Annotated in this window: 19 protein-coding genes and 1 tRNA gene; 15 read left to right on the forward strand and 5 right to left on the reverse strand. The window is 46.2% G+C overall.

Annotation, left to right across the window (positions count from 1 at the left end):
- The first annotated feature begins 52 nt into the window (after positions 1 to 52).
- The 4 genes from pssA (at position 53) to ACIDF8_RS01865 (ending at position 4,171) form a co-directional block, all read left to right on the forward strand.
- Positions 53 to 841, forward strand: a complete 789-nt coding sequence (gene pssA / locus ACIDF8_RS01850; protein ID WP_412008924.1) for a CDP-diacylglycerol--serine O-phosphatidyltransferase — start codon at positions 53 to 55, stop codon at positions 839 to 841.
- Positions 842 to 965: 124 nt separating this feature from the next.
- Complete coding sequence (locus tag ACIDF8_RS01855) at positions 966 to 2,498, forward strand: 2-isopropylmalate synthase (RefSeq protein WP_412008925.1); 1,533 nt, start codon at positions 966 to 968, stop codon at positions 2,496 to 2,498.
- Between the two features lie 83 nt (positions 2,499 to 2,581).
- Positions 2,582 to 3,475, forward strand: coding sequence for a drug/metabolite exporter YedA (gene yedA / locus ACIDF8_RS01860; RefSeq protein WP_412008926.1), 894 nt, complete (start codon positions 2,582 to 2,584; stop codon positions 3,473 to 3,475).
- A gap of 24 nt (positions 3,476 to 3,499) precedes the next feature.
- Positions 3,500 to 4,171: an HAD family hydrolase gene (locus tag ACIDF8_RS01865; RefSeq protein ID WP_412008927.1), complete on the forward strand. Its 672-nt coding sequence runs from the start codon at positions 3,500 to 3,502 to the stop codon at positions 4,169 to 4,171.
- Positions 4,172 to 4,202: 31 nt separating this feature from the next.
- On the opposite strand, the gene ACIDF8_RS01870 is transcribed toward ACIDF8_RS01865, so the two are convergent.
- Entirely contained in the window at positions 4,203 to 5,036 is an 834-nt protein-coding gene (locus ACIDF8_RS01870) for a cytochrome C assembly family protein (protein ID WP_412009634.1), read from the reverse strand.
- Between the two features lie 137 nt (positions 5,037 to 5,173).
- On the opposite strand from ACIDF8_RS01870, the gene ffh reads away from it, so the two are divergent.
- Both ffh and ACIDF8_RS01880 read left to right on the forward strand, forming a co-directional pair.
- Entirely contained in the window at positions 5,174 to 6,535 is a 1,362-nt protein-coding gene (gene ffh, locus ACIDF8_RS01875; RefSeq protein WP_412009635.1) for a signal recognition particle protein, read from the forward strand.
- 139 nt (positions 6,536 to 6,674) lie between these two features.
- A tRNA-Lys gene (locus ACIDF8_RS01880) sits at positions 6,675 to 6,750 on the forward strand.
- Positions 6,751 to 7,088: 338 nt separating this feature from the next.
- Here ACIDF8_RS01880 and ACIDF8_RS01885 read toward each other — a convergent pair.
- Positions 7,089 to 7,727, reverse strand: a complete 639-nt coding sequence (locus tag ACIDF8_RS01885; RefSeq protein ID WP_412008928.1) for an FxLYD domain-containing protein — start codon at positions 7,725 to 7,727, stop codon at positions 7,089 to 7,091.
- Between the two features lie 211 nt (positions 7,728 to 7,938).
- Between ACIDF8_RS01885 and ACIDF8_RS01890 the strand changes: the two genes are divergently transcribed.
- Positions 7,939 to 8,229, forward strand: a complete 291-nt coding sequence (locus tag ACIDF8_RS01890; protein ID WP_412008929.1) for a hypothetical protein — start codon at positions 7,939 to 7,941, stop codon at positions 8,227 to 8,229.
- A 177-nt stretch (positions 8,230 to 8,406) separates the two neighbouring features.
- Here the strand turns inward: ACIDF8_RS01890 and ACIDF8_RS01895 are convergent, their stop codons facing one another.
- Entirely contained in the window at positions 8,407 to 8,952 is a 546-nt protein-coding gene (locus ACIDF8_RS01895) for a hypothetical protein (protein ID WP_412008930.1), read from the reverse strand.
- Between the two features lie 458 nt (positions 8,953 to 9,410).
- Between ACIDF8_RS01895 and ACIDF8_RS01900 the strand changes: the two genes are divergently transcribed.
- The 6 genes from ACIDF8_RS01900 (at position 9,411) to ACIDF8_RS01925 (ending at position 13,241) form a co-directional block, all read left to right on the forward strand.
- Entirely contained in the window at positions 9,411 to 9,620 is a 210-nt protein-coding gene (locus ACIDF8_RS01900; protein WP_412008931.1) for a hypothetical protein, read from the forward strand.
- Between the two features lie 213 nt (positions 9,621 to 9,833).
- Positions 9,834 to 10,169 carry a hypothetical protein gene (locus tag ACIDF8_RS01905; protein WP_412008932.1) on the forward strand — a complete coding sequence of 112 codons (336 nt, stop codon included), beginning with the start codon at positions 9,834 to 9,836 and terminating at the stop codon, positions 10,167 to 10,169.
- A gap of 334 nt (positions 10,170 to 10,503) precedes the next feature.
- Entirely contained in the window at positions 10,504 to 11,121 is a 618-nt protein-coding gene (locus tag ACIDF8_RS01910; protein WP_412008933.1) for a nucleotidyltransferase domain-containing protein, read from the forward strand.
- Positions 11,066 to 11,509: a hypothetical protein gene (locus ACIDF8_RS01915; RefSeq protein ID WP_412008934.1), complete on the forward strand. Its 444-nt coding sequence runs from the start codon at positions 11,066 to 11,068 to the stop codon at positions 11,507 to 11,509. Before ACIDF8_RS01910 ends, ACIDF8_RS01915 begins: the two co-directional genes overlap by 56 nt.
- 338 nt (positions 11,510 to 11,847) lie before the next feature.
- A complete protein-coding gene (locus ACIDF8_RS01920) occupies positions 11,848 to 12,546 on the forward strand; it encodes a DUF2490 domain-containing protein (protein ID WP_412008935.1) in 699 nt (232 codons plus the stop codon).
- A gap of 155 nt (positions 12,547 to 12,701) precedes the next feature.
- Positions 12,702 to 13,241: an AAA family ATPase gene (locus tag ACIDF8_RS01925; RefSeq protein ID WP_412008936.1), complete on the forward strand. Its 540-nt coding sequence runs from the start codon at positions 12,702 to 12,704 to the stop codon at positions 13,239 to 13,241.
- Between the two features lie 240 nt (positions 13,242 to 13,481).
- Here the strand turns inward: ACIDF8_RS01925 and ACIDF8_RS01930 are convergent, their stop codons facing one another.
- Together ACIDF8_RS01930 and ACIDF8_RS01935 are read right to left on the reverse strand one after the other, a co-directional pair.
- On the reverse strand, positions 13,482 to 14,348 hold the full coding sequence (locus ACIDF8_RS01930; protein ID WP_412008937.1) for an AraC family transcriptional regulator: 867 nt from the start codon (positions 14,346 to 14,348) through the stop codon (positions 13,482 to 13,484).
- A 281-nt stretch (positions 14,349 to 14,629) separates the two neighbouring features.
- Positions 14,630 to 15,310, reverse strand: a complete 681-nt coding sequence (locus ACIDF8_RS01935; RefSeq protein ID WP_412008938.1) for a PepSY-associated TM helix domain-containing protein — start codon at positions 15,308 to 15,310, stop codon at positions 14,630 to 14,632.
- Positions 15,311 to 15,569: 259 nt separating this feature from the next.
- On the opposite strand from ACIDF8_RS01935, the gene ACIDF8_RS01940 reads away from it, so the two are divergent.
- On the forward strand, positions 15,570 to 17,705 hold the full coding sequence (locus ACIDF8_RS01940; RefSeq protein ID WP_412008939.1) for a TonB-dependent siderophore receptor: 2,136 nt from the start codon (positions 15,570 to 15,572) through the stop codon (positions 17,703 to 17,705).
- 223 nt (positions 17,706 to 17,928) lie between these two features.
- Positions 17,929 to 18,270: a PilZ domain-containing protein gene (locus tag ACIDF8_RS01945; protein WP_412008940.1), complete on the forward strand. Its 342-nt coding sequence runs from the start codon at positions 17,929 to 17,931 to the stop codon at positions 18,268 to 18,270.
- Positions 18,271 to 18,338 lie beyond the last annotated feature (68 nt).

Consider the following 18,338-nt stretch of genomic DNA (forward strand, 5'->3'; position numbering starts at 1 on the left):
TTTGTGATTGCCCGCAACAATGCAGGTATTCTGCAATTCTGAAAAGCCCTCTATGGTTGAATCACAAAACCGCCCTTCTAGACGCGAGCAACATACCACCCTGCGCCAGCGTGGGATTTACCTGCTCCCTAATTTATTTACCTCCGCGTCATTATTTGGCGGTTTTTACGCCATTGTGCAGGCGATGAACCAGCATTTTGAGCAATCTGCCATTGCAATTTTTATTGCCATGGTGATGGATGGCCTGGATGGCCGTGTGGCACGGATGACCAATACGCAAAGTGCATTTGGTGCCGAGTATGACAGCCTGGCAGACATGGTGTCGTTCGGGGTTGCGCCTGCGTTGATCATGTATGTGTGGGCCTTGCAGCCCATGAACAAGCTGGGCTGGATTGCGGCGTTTATTTATGCGGCCTGTGCGGCCTTGCGCCTGGCCCGGTTCAATACCAAGCTGGATGATCCATTTCAGGACAAGCGCTACTTTCAGGGCTTGCCTAGCCCGGCCGCAGCAGCCTTGATTGCCGGATTTGTCTGGGTATCTTATGAATACAATATCGATGGCCGCGAGATTTTCTTTGGCGCATTGCAGGTGAAATGGATCGCCTGGTTTATCACTATTTTTGCCGCAGGCTCTATGGTCTCTGACCTCAAGTTTTATAGCGGCAAGGATATCAACCTCAGACATTCGGTGCCGTTCGTAGCCATTTTGGCGGTAGTGATGGCCTTTGTGCTGATTTCATACAGCCCGCCAGAAGTATTGTTCAGCGTGGTGTTTGTCTATGCCTTGTCTGGCTATTACTTGTGGGCGCGTGAGCGGTTGCAGGCCAAACAGGCAGGCTAGTGAAATGCCTATCTAGAAAACGCGCTTGTATGAGCGCGTTTTTTGTTTGGCGCAGGCTGCTGGTGCAGTTGTAGTCATTTAAAGGACAAGCGGGTAAAATCCGGCTGTCAGATTAGGAATACTCATGGAACAAATTATTATTTTTGATACCACGTTGCGTGACGGTGAGCAAAGCCCGGGCGCAGCGATGACCAAAGAAGAGAAAATCCGTATCGCGCGCCAGTTGGAAAAACTGGGTGTGGATGTGATTGAAGCCGGGTTTGCTGCGGCCAGCCCAGGTGACTTTGACGCGATTTCCGAGATCGCAAAAGTGATTAAAACGTCTACCGTTTGCTCGCTGGCACGTGCCAGTGAAAACGATGTGCGCCGTGCAGGCGAGGCGATCAAACATGCTGCCCGCGGCCGTATCCATACTTTTATTGCTACCAGCAAAATCCACATGGAAAACAAGCTGCGCATGACAGAAGACCAGGTGGTTGAGCGTGCGGTGCAAGCAGTGAAATGGGCGCGTGAGTATACCGAGGATGTGGAGTTCTCTGCTGAAGATGCGGTGCGTTCAGAGATTGATTTTCTGGTACGCGTGTTTGAGGCGGTGATTGAGGCAGGTGCAAAAACCATTAACGTGCCGGATACGGTGGGTTACAGCATCCCGGCGGTATGGGGCGAGCGCTTTGCCACGTTGATTAAACGCGTCAAAGGGGCTGACCAGGTGATCTGGTCCACACATTGCCATAACGACTTGGGCATGGCGGTGGCAAACTCGCTGTCTGCGGTCATGAATGGCGCGCGGCAGGTCGAGTGCACCATCAATGGCCTGGGCGAACGGGCTGGGAATGCCAGCCTCGAAGAAATCGTCATGGCGATTAAAACCCGTAGCGATATTTTTAACCTGAGCACCCGCATTGATACCACGCAAATTGTGCCGTCCTCCAAGCTGGTGTCTACCATCACCGGTTACCCAGTGCAGCCGAACAAAGCGATTGTGGGCGCCAATGCTTTTGCGCATGAATCCGGCATCCATCAGGATGGCGTGCTCAAGCATCGTGAGACCTATGAAATCATGCGTGCCGAAGACGTGGGTTGGGGCGCAAATAAATTAACCTTAGGCAAATTGTCTGGCCGTAATGCGTTTAGAACCCGCTTGAAAGAGTTGGGCATTGAGCTCGAAAGTGAAGATGCCCTCAACGCAGCGTTTGCGCGTTTTAAAGAGCTGGCAGATAAAAAGTCGGAAATCTTTGACGAAGATCTGCATGCGCTGGTCAGTGATGAAGTGGTGCAGGAAAGCCGTGAAATGTTCAAACTGAGCTATTTGCAAGTGGCTTCGCAAACCGGCGAGATCCCGCATGCGATTTTGACCCTGAGCGTGGATGGTGCAGAGCAGCGCACCGAAGCCAACGGTGGTGGCCCTGTAGATGCAACCTTCAAGGCGATTGAGAGCGTGGTGCAAAGTGAGTCTGAATTACTGCTGTATTCAGTAAACAACATCACCAGTGGGACCGATGCGCAAGGTGAGGTCACCGTGCGCTTGTCCAAAGGCGGCCGCATTGTGAACGGGCAGGGCGCGGATACTGACATTGTTGTCGCCTCTGCAAAAGCCTACCTGAATGGTCTCAACAAGCTTTATGCCAAAGCAGAAAAATTGAACCCGCAAGTGTAAGCAGGCTCTGAATGAACGCTTGTTGCCTGCGGGTGGCAAGCGTTTTCTTTTTTAACCATGACAAACAGGAAAGGCAAGCCGCAATGACGCAAAAAAATCATTGGTTGCTGGTGATCATTGCGCTGTCTTGCACCTACCTTATCTGGGGCTCCACTTATCTCGCGATTAAGTATGCGATTGAGAGTTTTCCACCCTTTGTGATGGTGGGGCTGCGTTTTACCATTGCGGGAAGCCTGTTGTATGTCACTTTGCGCTTGCTTGGGCATGCGGCCCCCACACGGTTGCAGTGGCGTGGTGCGGCTTTGGTCGGCCTGCTGTTGCCCGTGCTCGGCAATGGGACGGTGTCACAGGTGCAACTGCATGTCTCCTCCAGCGTTGCGGCCTTGGCGATTGCAACAGCACCCATCTGGATGGCGGTTTTTTCCAGCCTGTGGGGACACAAAATCAGCCGCCGCGAATGGTTGGGGATTGCGGTTGGCCTGGTAGGTATTTTATTGCTGAATACCCGCGGCAGCCTGCAGGGCGATTGGGTCAGTGCCTGCTTGCTCATGTTTGCTGCCGCATGCTGGTCACTGGGGTCGGTCTGGGGCAAGCATTTGACTATGCCTTCCGGACTCATGGGGCCAGCCAGCCAGATGTTGTGTGGCGGCATCATTGCCTTTTTATTCAGCATCGCCTTTGGCGAGCATCTGCCTGCAGAGGTGTTGCCCCGGTCGTGGGTGGCCCTGGGCTTCATGATCGTGCCTGGGTCTATTGTTGCCTTTTCTGCCTACCATTGGTTATTGCACCATGTGCGACCCCTGGTCGCCAGTAGCAACACCTTTGTCAATCCGGTGGTCGCTTTTGTGGTCGGCGTCAGCTTTGCCGGCGAGCAGGTTCACCCCATGGAATATATTGCGCTGGCCGTGATCCTGGTCGGCGTGTTTTTAGTGCTGACGGCGACCACCGAAGCCGTGCCCGATGAACAAATTGTTTAATGTTGATTAAAGAAATGAAGCGTGATGAAACAAAACCTGGCCTTATTTGATTTGGATAACACCCTGCTGGCAGGGGATAGTGACTATAACTGGAGCGTGTTTCTGATTAGCGAAGGCCTGCTGGATGGCGCACAACACAAGGCACGCAATGAGCAGTTTTACGAAGACTATAAAAACGGTTGCCTGGATATTTATGCTTTTCTCAAGTTCCAGTTGCAACCCTTGTCGCAACATACCAAAGCGTTTTTGGATGAGCTGCACAAAAAATATATGACCAACGTCATCCGCCCCATGATGACGCAAAAAGCGCAGGACTTGGTGAATCAGCACAAGGCGAATGGGGATTTGTGCATGGTAATTACCGCAACCAACAGTTTTGTCACCAAGCCGATTGCCACCGCATACGGCATCGAGCATCTCATTGGCACCGATCCTGAAATGGTGGATGGGCAATATACCGGCGGTGTCAGCGGCACGCCCAGTTTTCAGCAAGGCAAGGTGACCCGTCTGAACGAATGGCTGGCGGCACGTGGTCAGAGCTTGGCTGATTTTGAAAAAAGTTATTTTTACAGTGACTCACACAATGATTTGCCACTCATGAAACTGGTGACCCATCCGGTGGCGGTGGATGCAGACCCCACGCTGACCGCGTATGCGCAAGGCCAGGGCTGGCCGATTATCAGCCTGCGTAATTAAGTTAAGGCTTGGATTGGGGGCAGGTGCTTGCTTAGCGCCCCAGCACTACATGCAGTACAAAGCGGCTGCCTATATAGGCCAGCAGCAGTAACACAAAGCCCACCAGCGTCCATCGCGTGGCGACTTTGCCCCGCCAGCCATATTTAAAACGCCCAAACAACAACCAGGCGTAGATCATCCATGAAGCAATCGAGAAGACGGTTTTGTGGTTGAACTGCAAAGGTTTGCCGAAAATCTCTTCACTAAACAGCATGCCGCTGATCAAGGTAACCGTCAGCAAAACAAAGCCGACATGCAGCACTTTAAACAGCAACGCATCCAAGACCAGTAATGGCGGAAAGCCAGGCAGCGACAGCCAGCTGTTTTTTTGATGCAAGGCGCGCTCCGCCATGCGCATCAGGCACGCATGCAGTGCAGCAAAGGTAAACAGGCTGTATGCCAACATGGCAATCAGGATATGCAGATTAAACAACGTGAAGCCACGCGTATCTACATAATAGTCTGTCACGGCAAAGCCTGGCATCAGCACGCAAAGCGCGGCCGGGGGCAATACAAACGCCTGCAAACTATGCAATGAGTGCTTTAAGTCGGCGACCCAGTAGATTAATACGGTGAGCCATAAAATCGCCGACAGTGCGTAATACACCCCTAAATTGACTGAGCCAATGGCAAACATGTCGCGGTACAACAGGCCGCCATGCATGACCAGCCCCAACGCTACCATGGCGCTGTGCAGTTGAAACGGGAAGGCGTTTTCATCCACCGGTTTGCCCTGTTTGGCGATGCGCCAGTAATCGAGCGCCACCGCCATATAGACAAACGCGACAATCAGGTAAGGGAGCAGGTGTTGAGTCATGCTTGGCATTATGGCAAAACTCATTACGTTCGCCTAGGGTTGCTGCGGCTAAACCGCCCTAATATGCGCTTTATTACGAGGGTTGCCCTGCCATGATGTAAAATCCCTTTATTCAAGTTTGATGATTTGTGAAAGAAAGGCCTTCCATGCTGGAAAACCTGACCGGCCGTTTGCAAGGGGTCATTAAAAACCTGCGCGGCCAAGCCCGTTTGACTGAAGACAATATTGCCGATGCCATGCGCGAAGTCCGCATGGCCCTGCTTGAGGCCGATGTGGCCCTACCGGTGGTAAAAGACTTTATTGCCCGCGTCAAAGAGCGCGCCAACGGCCGCGACGTGTTGCAAAGCCTCACGCCTGGCCAGGCCGTAATTGAGGTGGTGAATGAAGAGCTCACCGAGCTCATGGGTAAAGCCAACGTTGGCCTTAACCTGGCCGCCGTGCCCCCCGTGGTGATTTTGATGGCTGGTTTGCAGGGTGCGGGTAAAACCACCACCTCAGGCAAGTTAGCCAAACTGCTTAAAGAACAAAAGAAAAAAGTACTGCTGGCCAGTGCAGACGTTTACCGCCCGGCGGCGATTACCCAGCTGCAAACCCTGGCCAAACAACTTGAGATCGACTGCTTTGATTCCAACCCGCAGCAAAAGCCGCTGGATATCGCGGCACAGGTGATGGATCAAGCTAAAAAGAATTACTACGATGTGGTGATTTTCGATACCGCTGGCCGTTTAGCCATTGACGAAGCCATGATGGCTGAAATCAAGGACCTGCACGCCTACCTCAAGCCGACCGAAACCTTGTTTGTGGTGGACGCCATGCAAGGCCAGGATGCGGTCAATACTGCCAAAGCGTTTGGCGAAACCTTGCCGCTTACCGGCGTCATCGTCACCAAGCTGGACGGCGATGCGCGCGGCGGTGCTGCGCTCTCGGTGCGCCACGTTACCGGCAAGCCGATCAAGTTTATCGGCGTCAGCGAAAAAGTAGATGGCCTGGAGCCTTTTCACCCTGACCGTATGGCCGGCCGTATCTTGGGCATGGGTGACGTCTTAAGCCTGATTGAAGAAGCGCATAAAAAGGTCGATATGGCCGAGGCGCAAAAAGTCGCCGACAAAATCAAGTCTGGTGCCAAGTTTGACCTCGAAGACTTTAAAGCGCAAATGCTACAAATGCGCAAAATGGGCGGCATGGCATCACTCATGGACAAAATGCCTAGCCAGATCTCGGGTATGGCGCAAAAGATCAACACCGACGACGTAGATAAATCCATGCGCCGCATTGAAGGCATCATTAATAGCATGACGCCAGAAGAGCGCCGCAAACCCGAGCTGATTAAAGCCACGCGCAAAAAACGCATTGCCGCCGGTAGCGGCGTGCAAGTACAAGACGTCAACCGCCTGCTCAATCAATTTGAAGAAACCCAAAAGATGATGAAGATGTTTAGCAAAGGCGGCATGGCCAAGCTGATGCGGGGCATGGGCGGCATGATGGGTGGAAAATTCCCCGGAATGTAAAGCAAAAAAGCGGGATGAATAAAAAAATAAACTTTTTATACAAAAAAAGCCAAAACAGCATTGACCAAATCTAATTCATCCCCCATAATCGCGTTCTTTCAAATTTGACGCAAAACAAAGCGGCAAACAAGAAACAGATGGGGTGTTAGCTCAGCTGGTAGAGCAGCGGACTTTTAATCCGTTTGTCGTGGGTTCGATCCCCGCACACCCTACCAAAATACAAAAGACGGCTTGCAGAAATGTGAGCCGTTTTTCTTTTCTCACGGTCGTGAGCGGGACAAAAGTTTTAATGGATATTTAATTAAACTCCACTGAGGTAGATACACGCGACCAAAAGAAGGGGACTTGATCATTATCCCAAGTTCTTCTACGTTAATGGCTTTCATATCTTCAATCGTCGTTATAATAAATTCCACCGTTCCTGAGGCGCGACCATTTTCGAAGAGCACGGAATCTCCAACCAGTATTTCCGATCCGTCTTCATATATGAACATTCTACTTTTCGATAAAAGACACAATTTTTAATATAGGAGCAAGATTTCAGCTTTTTCGATCATGGGGTTTCATTATTGTTAGCAGCTTTTTTAGAGTTTGCCGCGGAAGCAATACTTTCAATTGCGGTTATCTGTTTAGTAAGTAGGGAGTTCTGGTTACTAATTGCAGTTAACATTTGGTCTTGGATCGAGCCTTTTCCACTGTATTTACGTGCAAGAAACATCCAAACACCAATAAAGATAACCATTGGTACCCATGAAATTAGGTACTCAAACACTGCGTTTCGCTCCTCTGGTGCAGGATGTGGGGCTTGAGGGGGGTGTGCTTCTGCGCTAATGACGCGCGCTTGCACTTCACTGTAAGCGTTTTTGCTAGCTGCCGCTGACGATTGAAGCCGAAAAGCTACTTGTTGTCCCGCGGGTATTACCAAGCCATACACGTGCTCAGTAAGCACATCAATCACTTTGCCATTGCGATCTGTCAGTTTTGCTTCAACGACAAGGTTCTCGATTCGGTCACCAGTAGGATTTTTGAGGGTTCCAAGAACGGTTAAGATTAGTGGGCCATCATTTTGTGATGTACTCCATGATGCTTCTGTCACTTGAATAGATGAGCCTGCCTCTGGAAAATCATGGTCTGCACATGCTGTCGCGTTCAATGCGAGTAAGGCTAACGATATAACAATGAATTTTTTCATAATAAGCATAGGTTTATTAAAGTTTATTTTGAATTATTGAAATGAGATATCGCTTAATCAAACTGATAGTTAATAAATTGTATATCTGCTAAATTTTGTTGATAAGCAGAATAAGAAATGATTTATAGGCTTTATCCAGTAGTGATGCGCTTGGCTTATAGCACGGCTCGGTTATAGATATCCAAGGATTTTTAATGTTAAGAGTGAAATTATGAATGATGTTATTAATTACGAAGAGACTGGATTTCTAAAGAAAACAATATCGGCTGTTAAGTCTGCTGAGCAGATAAATGTCGTTATAAAACAGAAGAGACATATCAAACTATTGCAGTCTCAACTTAACATCGTCACAACCGATAGTTTGGTTGAGTTAGTACCCTCTGCTAATTTAATTTTCTTTATGTTGCCATTCGTCACTTTGCATTTTTACGCCCTGGCTAGCGGATATAAAGCTGCTTATGAAAACAATTTCAATAATTTGAATTTCATCTATATGAAATAGGAGGGTGTTTTGGAGATCTTAAAACTTAGCGGTTGTTTGCGAGCATTGACGGTTAATTATTAATAAAAATCAGTTTGTTAACGCAACTTTTAATCCGTTTGTCGTGGGTTCGATCCCCGCACACCCTACCAAAATACAAAAGACGGCTCGCAGAAATGTGAGCCGTTTTTTCTTTACTCAGCGCTCTGCTGAGAACTTAACTTGACGCGTGAGTTTTTTAGTCAGTTTTTTGATTTTTGTTGTTTCAGTAATCAACTCCTCAGTTTTACCAAGATACCAATCACCTATTTTCTTTAGCGCTTCAACACCTTGTTCCAATGCACGTATGTCCGCAATCCCATCAACATGATTCAATCCAGCTTTAGACCTTAAAGAGCCTTTACTTCTCATCCAGACAATTTTCCTTTTTCCACTTACGTACCAAAAAGAATGTACAACTGAATTCCTGAATTCTTCAGCGGCAACCAAAGAATTTTTGACCGCTTTGATATTCATTTCAGGCCAATCTTTCCATCGCCGAGTCGGATAAATTTCACAAAAGAAATCAACCTTTTGTTTAAAACTCATAGCAGCAGAAATCCGATACACATCTTTATCTTCTTTTAGCATTAAAAGTTTACCAATGAAATAAGCAAGGTCGTTTTCAATAAACTGAAAGCTGATAACGGTATCTCCAATAGCAATTTTTAATTTATCTGTTTTAATTAATTCATCGTTGTACATTGGGTCACCATAGCATTCATCATAACTTTTCTAGTTTCAGTATTTGAACACAGCTTTTTAGTTTTCAGAATTTCACTATTTTCATATAGGTGCAGTTTTCAGAGTTCCGGCAACTTTGCTACAAATTCAGCCACTCGCTCCCCAATCTTGCCTATAGTCGTAAACCTTGAGCCATAGCCAAGCAATCTGGAGCTGGCTGGTACGACGGTAATCCCCGTAATCGTTGGCCGTTATGTTGGCTTGGCGAAGAGTTTTGGATTTTTCCAGGGGGAATGCTTTGGATTAATATGAGATTCGATTGTTAGGTGGGCAATTCAGTATGATGCTTAAGGTTAACGCCTTAGGTCTTTTTTGTCAGAGCGCGAGGTAGATGAGTCATCAATTCTTATATTTACTTGTTTGACTTATAAATAGCCGTATATCTTGAGCTATGAAATGCACTTAAACGGAAATTAATAATGTATATTCGATTAACAGTAATTAGTTTGATAGTTTTAGGTGCAGCTGCATTTGTTGTAAAAATTAACTTAGGGCCAACTTTTGAGGATCAGCTGAAATTCACTGAAGTTGCACTGAGAGAGTGCAAGAAAGAATTTAAATCAGAAGTTATAACCATTACCGTTAGAGAGTGCGCTGAATATAAAGTATCAATCAAGATGAGGGATTGAATCGCCCCGGCTAGCCTAGATATTTTCGAGCCTCGAAAATAATTAGGGTCGGAGTGGGGTAGCCCAAGAGTAAAATTAAATCTTTGTTCTTATTTAAAATTGAATCTTTTAGCCCACATCAGCTAGAGTGTTTCATCATCAGCTCGGCTTCACGATTGCTTGAACCTGCCTTTATCACTAGAATGTGTTTCCCGAGTATCTTGAGGTGACAACATGGCGATTAATAAGCAAGTAGTTTCAGTTTTATTCTTTGGTGCGCTTTATTTGGGTGCCTCAACCAGCGTGATTGCTGAAGATAAATGGGCGGATGGCCATGTAGACGAACATGAACACCATCATGGGAAAGATGGTCATGCGGACGAGCACGAGCATCATCACGGCAAGGATGGTCATAAAGACGAGCATGAGCATCATCACGGTAACGACGGTCACGCCGACGAACACGAACATCATCATGGAAATGATGGTCATGCTGATGAGCATGAGCATCACCATGGGGCGGGCAGCAAAGATGAGTCACATGAGCATCATCATAAGACCGGTAAGTAAATGACATTTATTGTTACATGCGTGGTTGTGGGTGGCTCTTGAGCTTCAAATTGCCATATAAGACGGTTTGCAGAAATGTGAGCCGTTTTTCTTTTCTGGCCGAACCTAGTTAAGCTGCCCATTGGTAAAGCGGATTCAGTTCGAGCAGAGTGAGCTCTGTGGTCTAGCTGCTACAGCTACATGTACATTGCGGTCAGTCTCGTGCCGCTGTAAGCTTTTGTTCTAGTTGCTTATCCAACAAGCTTGACCACCTATTGATCAATAGAGAGTGCTTGATTTTTAGTTTTAAACGTAGCATTATTTGCTACTTTTGTAGCAAAAAAGAAAACGATATATGTTGTCTGATCTATTGTTTGGTGAATACAGAAAGCGTATTTTAGGATTGCTTTTATTACATCCTGAACAAAGCTATCACGTGCGTGAATTAGCCAGGCTCACCCATACGAGTGCGGGAACCTTGCATAAAGAACTCAGTAAGCTATCGGATGCTGGGATTCTACAAAGTAAAAAGGTAGGTAATCAGCAGCACTATAGCGCAAATGTACAATGCCCAATTTTTGAGGAGCTTGCCAGTATTTTTCGTAAAACGTCTGGTTTGGCCGATGTGATAGCGAATGCCTTGTCCAATGCCAAAAACCAGATTCAGCTTGCTATGGTGTTTGGCTCTGTGGCCCGGGGTGAAGAGCAGGCAAATAGTGATATTGATGTGATGGTGATTGGCGAGATTGGTTTTGGCGATGTGGTTGGTTTGCTGCACAAGAGCCAAGCAACGTTAAAGCGTGAAATTAACCCTATCGTGTACTCGGTGGATAGCTTTAACAGTCGTGTCGAGAAAAATGACTCTTTTATAAAAGAAATTTTAAATAGGCCGAAGTTGTTTATTATCGGCTCTGAACATGAGCTTAGACAATTTACTGAAAATCAAACAGCTTCAATTGCATCATCCAACTAACGATGCTTTGCTTCGTTTGCTGGATGCAATTAGGCGCAACATTGCAGACTCACAGGTCGAAGCTGTGAGTGGTGAGACCCGGTTTGATGCGGCTTATAAAGCGATTATGCAAAGTGCCATGATGGGATTGTGGTTGAATGGTTATCGCACCTCTACAAGCCAACCTGGACATCATCAAACAGCGATTCAATCCTTATCAATGACGCTAGCTGTTGATAAATCGGTAGTGATTATTCTGGATGTCTTGCGTAAGCAAAGAAACGTCAGTGATTACGAAGGCGACCCCATAAGCGATGAAGCTGTGAAGGAATGCATTAAGCAGGCTGAGTGTTTGCTCAATCACTTAGAGGAATGGATTAGAAAAAATCGTAAAGAGCTTGGTATCTAAATACCGTAGCTTAAAACTACTCAATGAGTAAAACTAGGCTGGCTCGATCTCAGCACTGGCTACCAAAATACAAAAGACGGCTCAGAAATGTGAGCTGTTTTTCTTTCCCAATGCCGATCGGCGACGCAGATTTCAGTTTTTCAACATTATGCGTTTTTTACTGTTTTCCCCTTCCACGAGCCGTTCCCGAAACTTACTCACCTTACTACCTCAAACACTACCGCTCATGGTCGCACATGAGAATTAAGATTGAATTCATCTGCACTCAATAAACTGCTTTTATACAGTAATGATCACTTGATCAAAATATTCCTATCAATAAGCGATAAGAGGATTTTATGCTGATGATACCCCTAAATTTAAAAGCCAGTTTGTTATTGTTCACGTCCATGCTCGTAGCCAGTTCCCCAACTTGGGCCGGTGCCGAAGAGGATGGTGGCTATTGGTTTAATGTACATATGCAGGGGGACTTGCCGATACAGAATTTTGGATGGAGCATGGACACCAATCCACGCTATCGCAATGAAGGGAAGCATATTGATGCTCTTTATTTGCGGCCAGCTGTTTTGTATAAGCTTAGTTCGCATGCCAGTTTATGGTTAGGGCACGATACAATTATTGGACATCCTGCGGGTAAATCCGCTTATCGTGAGACTCGCTGGTATGAACAATTTCTGTATCAGTTTGATCCGACGTCCACTGTCGCTTGCAGCAGCCGTACTCGTTTAGAAGAACGAAGGCGCGGGGGATTCCAGAATACTGGGCACCGGTTACGCCAAATGCTCAAAGTCAGTATCCCTGTTAAGCAGCATCCAAAATTATCTGTAGTTGTTTATGATGAGTTGTTCATTAACCTGAACGATACTGATTGGGGCGTTCGACACGGAATGGATCAAAACCGCATATTCATTGGTGGTAAGTGGAAATTCAACAGACACACTTATTTCGAAGCTGGTTATTTGAATCAATTCGTGAATAAGGCTGCAGTGAATATTGAAAACCATGTAATTTCGGCCACGCTGGGCTTTAGGTTTTAGTGTGACGGCGCATGATTTGAGTGACTCTCCTGATTGCTGCTTGTCTTGAAGGCAGAGATGATATTCATCCAAGCGAAAGAAATTTATCGTGGATAATCAACTAGATTGTTGGGGGCGCTATTCCCAAGACTTAAGGTTAACCCCTTGGGTCTTTTTTGTTTTGGGGTGTTACTATTCAATTAAGTCAAACCCAGGGATCAGCTGTGAATCAAAGAGGTACTTTAACTTTCTTTTGTGGAAAGATGGGCGCAGGAAAAACTACAAAATCAAAGGCGCTTGCGCTTGAGAAAAACGCTGTATTGATTTCAGAGGATGAGTGGTTGTCTACGCACTATCCAAATGAAATAAATTCTTTTGACGAATATTTGGCATATTCTGCTCGAATAAAGACCTTTGTTAAACTGCATGTTCAGTCAATTCTTAAAACTGGCACTAATGTAGTGATGGATTTTCCAGCGAATACTATTAACCAAAGAGCTTGGTTTAATGGGCTGTGTAATGAAATTGAATGCAACCATGAGCTGATTTATCTTGATTTAAGCAATGCGCAATGTCTTTTACAGATAGCCAAACGTAGAGATGAACAGCCAGAACGTGCGCAGTTTGATAATGAGGCTGTGTTCTACCATGTGACTAACTTTTTTGAACCACCCTCAGAAAACGAAGGGTTGAACGTCATACGGATTAAACATTGAGTCAATAGATTAAGTAATACTTGGAGTTTGGCCTGACTCATCAGGCGAATGGCTATCAGTTTTCAAACACGCAAGATCCAGACAATCATTCAATCGGTATTTCCAGTCATACATTTAGATAGATTGGACTTTACTTTACAGTTCAATCGACGAACCAGACACCCCGTCGCCTTCTGATGCATATATGGTTCAGCGGGCAGCATAGGGTTGGTCAGGTCGTCGAGCCATCATTTTGTATGACTACTTCAATGGTAGATAGATATCTGTAACCAAATCGGCTTCAGCAATATCTGGCAGTAAGTTTAAATAGTGAAAATATAGTGGGAAGTCGCGTAACTCTTCACCACTATTGGGTAGCCACTCTTGATATAGCGGATAGATCGACTCTCCTAAACGGTTATGTGATCCCAAATGCCTTACTACTGCGCAACGTCCATAAGGAATTATTTTCATGATGATTCCATGAGCATTTTCTGGGATATCATTTTTAACTTCACCAGCGATATCAAAACGAAATTTTGATGGTTCAGTTGTATCTGGATTGTCATAAGCAATGCCAAAAGTTCTGCTTGTGTTTGTAGGAGACAATCCTGTGGCTTTCCTCCAGGCTATAAACTGACCTACTGTATTGTTCAGATTATCGACGGGGCCCAGATGTTCTTTGACAGCAATAAACGTACTTTCAAAATTGATAATATCGACTTGCACTTTATTATTCCTTTCAGGTAACCGAAAATCGAATACTTTGTGCCAGGCTTCCCAATCAGGATTTTTTCTGAAAGCAGAGGGAGACTTGCCAACTGCATTCTTAAAAGCACGGGTAAACGATTCTGGAGTTTCAAAACCGGCATTCAATGCGATATCGATAATCTTTACTGATTCGTCGAAAGCTATTCTGTAGGAAGCTTGCTTAAGACGAAGCAATAAAACATATCGAGCCACAGTAATGCCTATGTAATCGGCAAATTGCCTATGGAAATGGAATTTCGAGAAATTAGCGATTGAACAAAGCTGATCGACTGTCAATTCTTCGTCGAGATTGTGCTCAATATAACTTAGAACATTTTGGAGCCGAGCCGCATACAGCTTTGATTTCTGCTTATTCATCATATTTTCCTTCACCACCAGCAGAAGTATGATGATTCATAAGGGGTTAAGCCTGACTGAAATTGCTAACTTTGACTGAAGGACGCAGGTTTAGGTAAATAGTACAACAGATGCATGTCGGATTTTGGGATGCGGCTGTTGGTTAATGACATCAGCCTACAAAATAAAACAAAGGCTTGCAGAGATGCAAGCCTTTTTCTTTTGGTTCGGAATCAATAATCTTAATGTATTCCAAGCGGCATAAAGCAAAGAGGTCAGTTGAATTGAATCAAGAATTGAACTCAAGCAAACATCGTCTTAAAGGCAATCACGATCATCCCTGCCAATGAGGCTACAAAAATAACAGCCCCGATAGTTTTTCTGCGGTTGAGTTCGGTCCAGAGGAGTATCCCTGTCACGGAGAGCAGGATCATGCTGCCGCCGATACTGTCAGCCAGCAGAACCCAGCCGATACCTGCGCCATTGGCCCTATGGAAGTTATCGATCGTTCCTACCCAGGTTTCATCCGTGCGTTTCACGCTCGCCATATTTGAACCGACCCAGTAATCAATCACAACTTTGTACTGTGGGGCAACAAACCGAATATCCCAGTGTTCAGGTTGCATGACCTCTTGGCCGTTCCAGGAGACAAGCTCTGCTTTTTCTTTTTTGATGCGCGGTTCTCTATCCATGGATAAGGTTTCTCGTAACCAGCCGCTCATGGCTTCCGGACTTTTCTTTGCGGACTCGGGAACCATTAATCTGACTTCGTTGGATACCGGTTTCGCTAGTTCGATTTTGAGTACGGTTCTGTGGTTGTGAATGATGCCAGTGACACCAAACAGCAATCCCAGAACTGCCCCCCACAGCCCAATCCAGCCATGTAGATCCCTGAGTAGTTTGAGGAACGCACTACGTCGGGATCTGGAGGTCTGTGGTTTGGGGGAGAGTGATTTTGCTTTGTGGGTAATGGTCGATGTCATTTGAGTCTATGGTTAGCTAACTATTTTGGGATAGGCGAGTGCTTGCGGGTTGATGTCATGCTTGCTTTAAGAGGCGCATCATCAGGTTCTCAAGTATCTGTGACTGCCGTTGCCTCGTCAGTATCAGGCCAGTCACGCCATCACGCTTCACTCTTTACTTAAAATTATACGTTGCCGATTTGGGATAAGGCATTAATGCATCTTGAAAATGTTACAATTTAATAATGAGAATCGTTAACATTATCATAAAGGTTATCAAATGAAAATTAAATCCGCTGTGATAGCGGTTGCGCTGTCTTCTCCATTCGTCAACGTTTTTGCGGAGGAGCTGGATAGTCAAACGGATACCTTGCCAGAAGTGGTGACTCGTTCTAAAAGACTCAAAGAGTCTACGACGGGCCCCATTCATAAATACAAAGCCTCACAGGCGCGTACAGCGACAAAGTCAGATGCTCCAATTAATGAAACCGCACAATCCATATCAGTGGTTTCAAGCGAACAAATACGGGATCAAAGCGTTCAAACTTTGGCCGATACGCTCAAGTTTGTTGCTGGGGTGGATGCCGGGCAACGTGGGCGGCGGGGCCTTGATGATTTTTCTATCCGAGGCTTTGTCCAGAGCGATTATGTGTTGCGTGACGGGATGAGGATGTTTTATGACACCGCTTGGGTGCAAGCTGAGCCATTCGGATTTGAGCGTGTCGAGATCATGAAAGGTCCCGCTTCTGTGCTGTATGGTCAAACGGGGCCGGGAGGCTTTGTAAACGTTGTGAGCAAGCGGCCAACCTATCAACCTTTGGCAAAAGTAGGACTGACACTGGGAAATTATGACCAACAGCAATGGACCGCGGATGTTTCGGATGCATTGAATCAGGATGGTACACTGCGTTACCGTCTGGTTGCCCTCACTTCAGAAAGTAATGATCAGGTTGATTTTGTAGACCGTAGTCGCACTTATATTGCGCCGTCCTTAACATGGGATATTGGTGATCGGACCAGTATTACGTTGCTGACAAGCTATCAGAAGAGTCATTATGTGCCAGTGCGTGGGTTGCCGGCAGGAGGTACGGTGCTATTTGACCGAAATGGCGACATTCCTTTCAGACGCTTTACAGGCGTGCCTGGTGTTGATAAATACGAAACCGAAATGACGCTACTGGGTTACGAGTTTTCCCATAGCTTCAACGATACGTTTACCTTCAGGCAACATGTTAGATACAACACGTTCAATGTGGACGGGACTTTTACCGAATACAATAGTAATCTTACAAGTCCGCCACCGGTCAATAACTTAAGCTACACGCGTCGCGCAAATGTGCGCAATTTATCAGCGCAAACATGGACTATTGATAACCAGTTAGCTGCACACTTTCAAACGTTGGGGGTGAAACATGACATGCTAATAGGCGCAGATATTTTGCATTACAACATGGCGCGGACGTTCGCGAACCGCACGGTGACGCCGCTTAATCTGTATCAACCCAACTATGCTGCCGCTGTGATTGGTGCGCCGGTAGTGGTCGCAAACAGCACCGGCAATGACATGGCTAAGCAGTTTGGGATTTACCTGCAAGACCTGATCAAATTTGGCGAGGGGTGGAATGTCCAGCTTGGCCTGCGCCACGATGAGACCGATCTGGTGCAGACACGCATCAATAATACCCGCACCAAATCTGACCCTTCAAAAACGACAGGCAAGGCAGGCTTGCTGTATGCATTTGAGAGTGGGTGGTCACCTTACATCAGCTACAGTGAATCATTTTTACCTTTAACCGGTAACACGGCGGATGGTACGCCATTCAAACCTGAAACAGGCGAACAACGCGAAGCGGGCATTAAGTATGAGTCCCCAGATCACCAGTTCGGGACCACATTCGCGGTGTATGACTTAAAAAGACAAAATGTCACCACGACAGACCCTAACAACACGGGTTTTAATATACAAACGGGAGAGCAGCGGCATAAGGGGTTTGAGTTTGAAACCACCGGCCAATTAACAGATCGCCTGAATGCCGTGGCGACTTATACTTACATTGATGCAGAGATCACCAAGAGTACCACCAACACTTTGGGTAAAAGACCTATTCTGGTGGCCAAAAATATGGCCAATGTTTGGCTGCGTTACGACTTATCTGGTTGGGCACAAGGCTTAGCAGTAGGTGGTGGGGCAAGATATATTGGCGATCAAGCTGGGGACGCGCAAAACACTTTTAATGTGCCCTCTTATACCCTGTTTGATGCGGCAATTTATTACAACACACCTTCATGGCGTTTTGCACTGAATGCCAGAAACCTTGCTAATAAACAGTATATCGCTGGATGTGCCAGCATTAACCAGTGTTATCCAGGCGATCCGCGTACAGTGATGCTGACAGCCAACTATTCGTTCAAATAGTGGTCGTTCAAATAGTGGTGGGATGAAGGGCGGCTTGCAGAGACGTGGGCAGCCTTTCATCCCTTAGTACCGAAGGGCGAGCCCGCTTGCCAGTGTACTTACATTGTTTTATTAAAAGCGGGGATTTAATGTTTTTTCTTTAAAGAAAATCCTCTTGTTTGGATAAAAAATCCTCAATAAAATATCGGTTAGTTAAGTAAGCGTTATTGGCATTTTTAGCATCATGTCTTCCAGTAGTTTTTACAACAGTTCAACAGACGTAAACCGCCGCTTGTGGCGTAAAAAGTCACAACTCATTGATAGTACTGGCCGCACCTACACTGCTTTTACACATGATATTTCCATGCATGGCATGAGCCTGTTTGCTGATAAATATTACAAGCCGGGGCAAGTGTGTGATGTTGAGATCCCGATGCCTGCGGAGGCGGGGATACGCAATTACAGGTTTAATTGCCGGGTGGTTTTTTCATCGCTTTGTGGCATGCGTGGCTTTAGGACTAATCTGGAGTTTCTAGATGTGCCGTCAGAACATAAAAATTTGATCCAGTCAGTGATGTCCAGATAAGAAATGCTGCCGCATTGTAGTCAGTCGAATTAAAAAAGACCCAGGGTGTATGCCTTGGGTCTTTTTGT

It is taken from the genome of Methylophilus sp. 3sh_L (assembly GCF_046766015.1).
In the GTDB taxonomy this organism is placed as follows: domain Bacteria; phylum Pseudomonadota; class Gammaproteobacteria; order Burkholderiales; family Methylophilaceae; genus Methylophilus.

Bases quoted from the DNA above. Each gene is read 5' to 3' on its own strand.
- ACIDF8_RS01895 (WP_412008930.1), bottom strand. From the start codon at position 8,952: ATGTACAACGATGAATTAATTAAAACAGATAAATTAAAAATTGCTATT.
- ACIDF8_RS01910 (WP_412008933.1), top strand. From the start codon at position 10,504: ATGTTGTCTGATCTATTGTTTGGTGAATACAGAAAGCGTATTTTAGGA.
- ACIDF8_RS01930 (WP_412008937.1), bottom strand. From the start codon at position 14,348: ATGAATAAGCAGAAATCAAAGCTGTATGCGGCTCGGCTCCAAAATGTT.
- ACIDF8_RS01945 (WP_412008940.1), top strand. From the start codon at position 17,929: ATGTCTTCCAGTAGTTTTTACAACAGTTCAACAGACGTAAACCGCCGC.
- ACIDF8_RS01935 (WP_412008938.1), bottom strand. From the start codon at position 15,310: ATGACATCGACCATTACCCACAAAGCAAAATCACTCTCCCCCAAACCA.
- ACIDF8_RS01915 (WP_412008934.1), top strand. From the start codon at position 11,066: ATGAGCTTAGACAATTTACTGAAAATCAAACAGCTTCAATTGCATCAT.
- ACIDF8_RS01865 (WP_412008927.1), top strand. From the start codon at position 3,500: ATGAAACAAAACCTGGCCTTATTTGATTTGGATAACACCCTGCTGGCA.
- pssA (WP_412008924.1), top strand. From the start codon at position 53: ATGGTTGAATCACAAAACCGCCCTTCTAGACGCGAGCAACATACCACC.
- ACIDF8_RS01855 (WP_412008925.1), top strand. From the start codon at position 966: ATGGAACAAATTATTATTTTTGATACCACGTTGCGTGACGGTGAGCAA.
- yedA (WP_412008926.1), top strand. From the start codon at position 2,582: ATGACGCAAAAAAATCATTGGTTGCTGGTGATCATTGCGCTGTCTTGC.
- ACIDF8_RS01920 (WP_412008935.1), top strand. From the start codon at position 11,848: ATGCTGATGATACCCCTAAATTTAAAAGCCAGTTTGTTATTGTTCACG.
- ACIDF8_RS01905 (WP_412008932.1), top strand. From the start codon at position 9,834: ATGGCGATTAATAAGCAAGTAGTTTCAGTTTTATTCTTTGGTGCGCTT.
- ffh (WP_412009635.1), top strand. From the start codon at position 5,174: ATGCTGGAAAACCTGACCGGCCGTTTGCAAGGGGTCATTAAAAACCTG.
- ACIDF8_RS01885 (WP_412008928.1), bottom strand. From the start codon at position 7,727: ATGAAAAAATTCATTGTTATATCGTTAGCCTTACTCGCATTGAACGCG.
- ACIDF8_RS01900 (WP_412008931.1), top strand. From the start codon at position 9,411: ATGTATATTCGATTAACAGTAATTAGTTTGATAGTTTTAGGTGCAGCT.
- ACIDF8_RS01890 (WP_412008929.1), top strand. From the start codon at position 7,939: ATGAATGATGTTATTAATTACGAAGAGACTGGATTTCTAAAGAAAACA.
- ACIDF8_RS01940 (WP_412008939.1), top strand. From the start codon at position 15,570: ATGAAAATTAAATCCGCTGTGATAGCGGTTGCGCTGTCTTCTCCATTC.
- ACIDF8_RS01870 (WP_412009634.1), bottom strand. From the start codon at position 5,036: ATGCCAAGCATGACTCAACACCTGCTCCCTTACCTGATTGTCGCGTTT.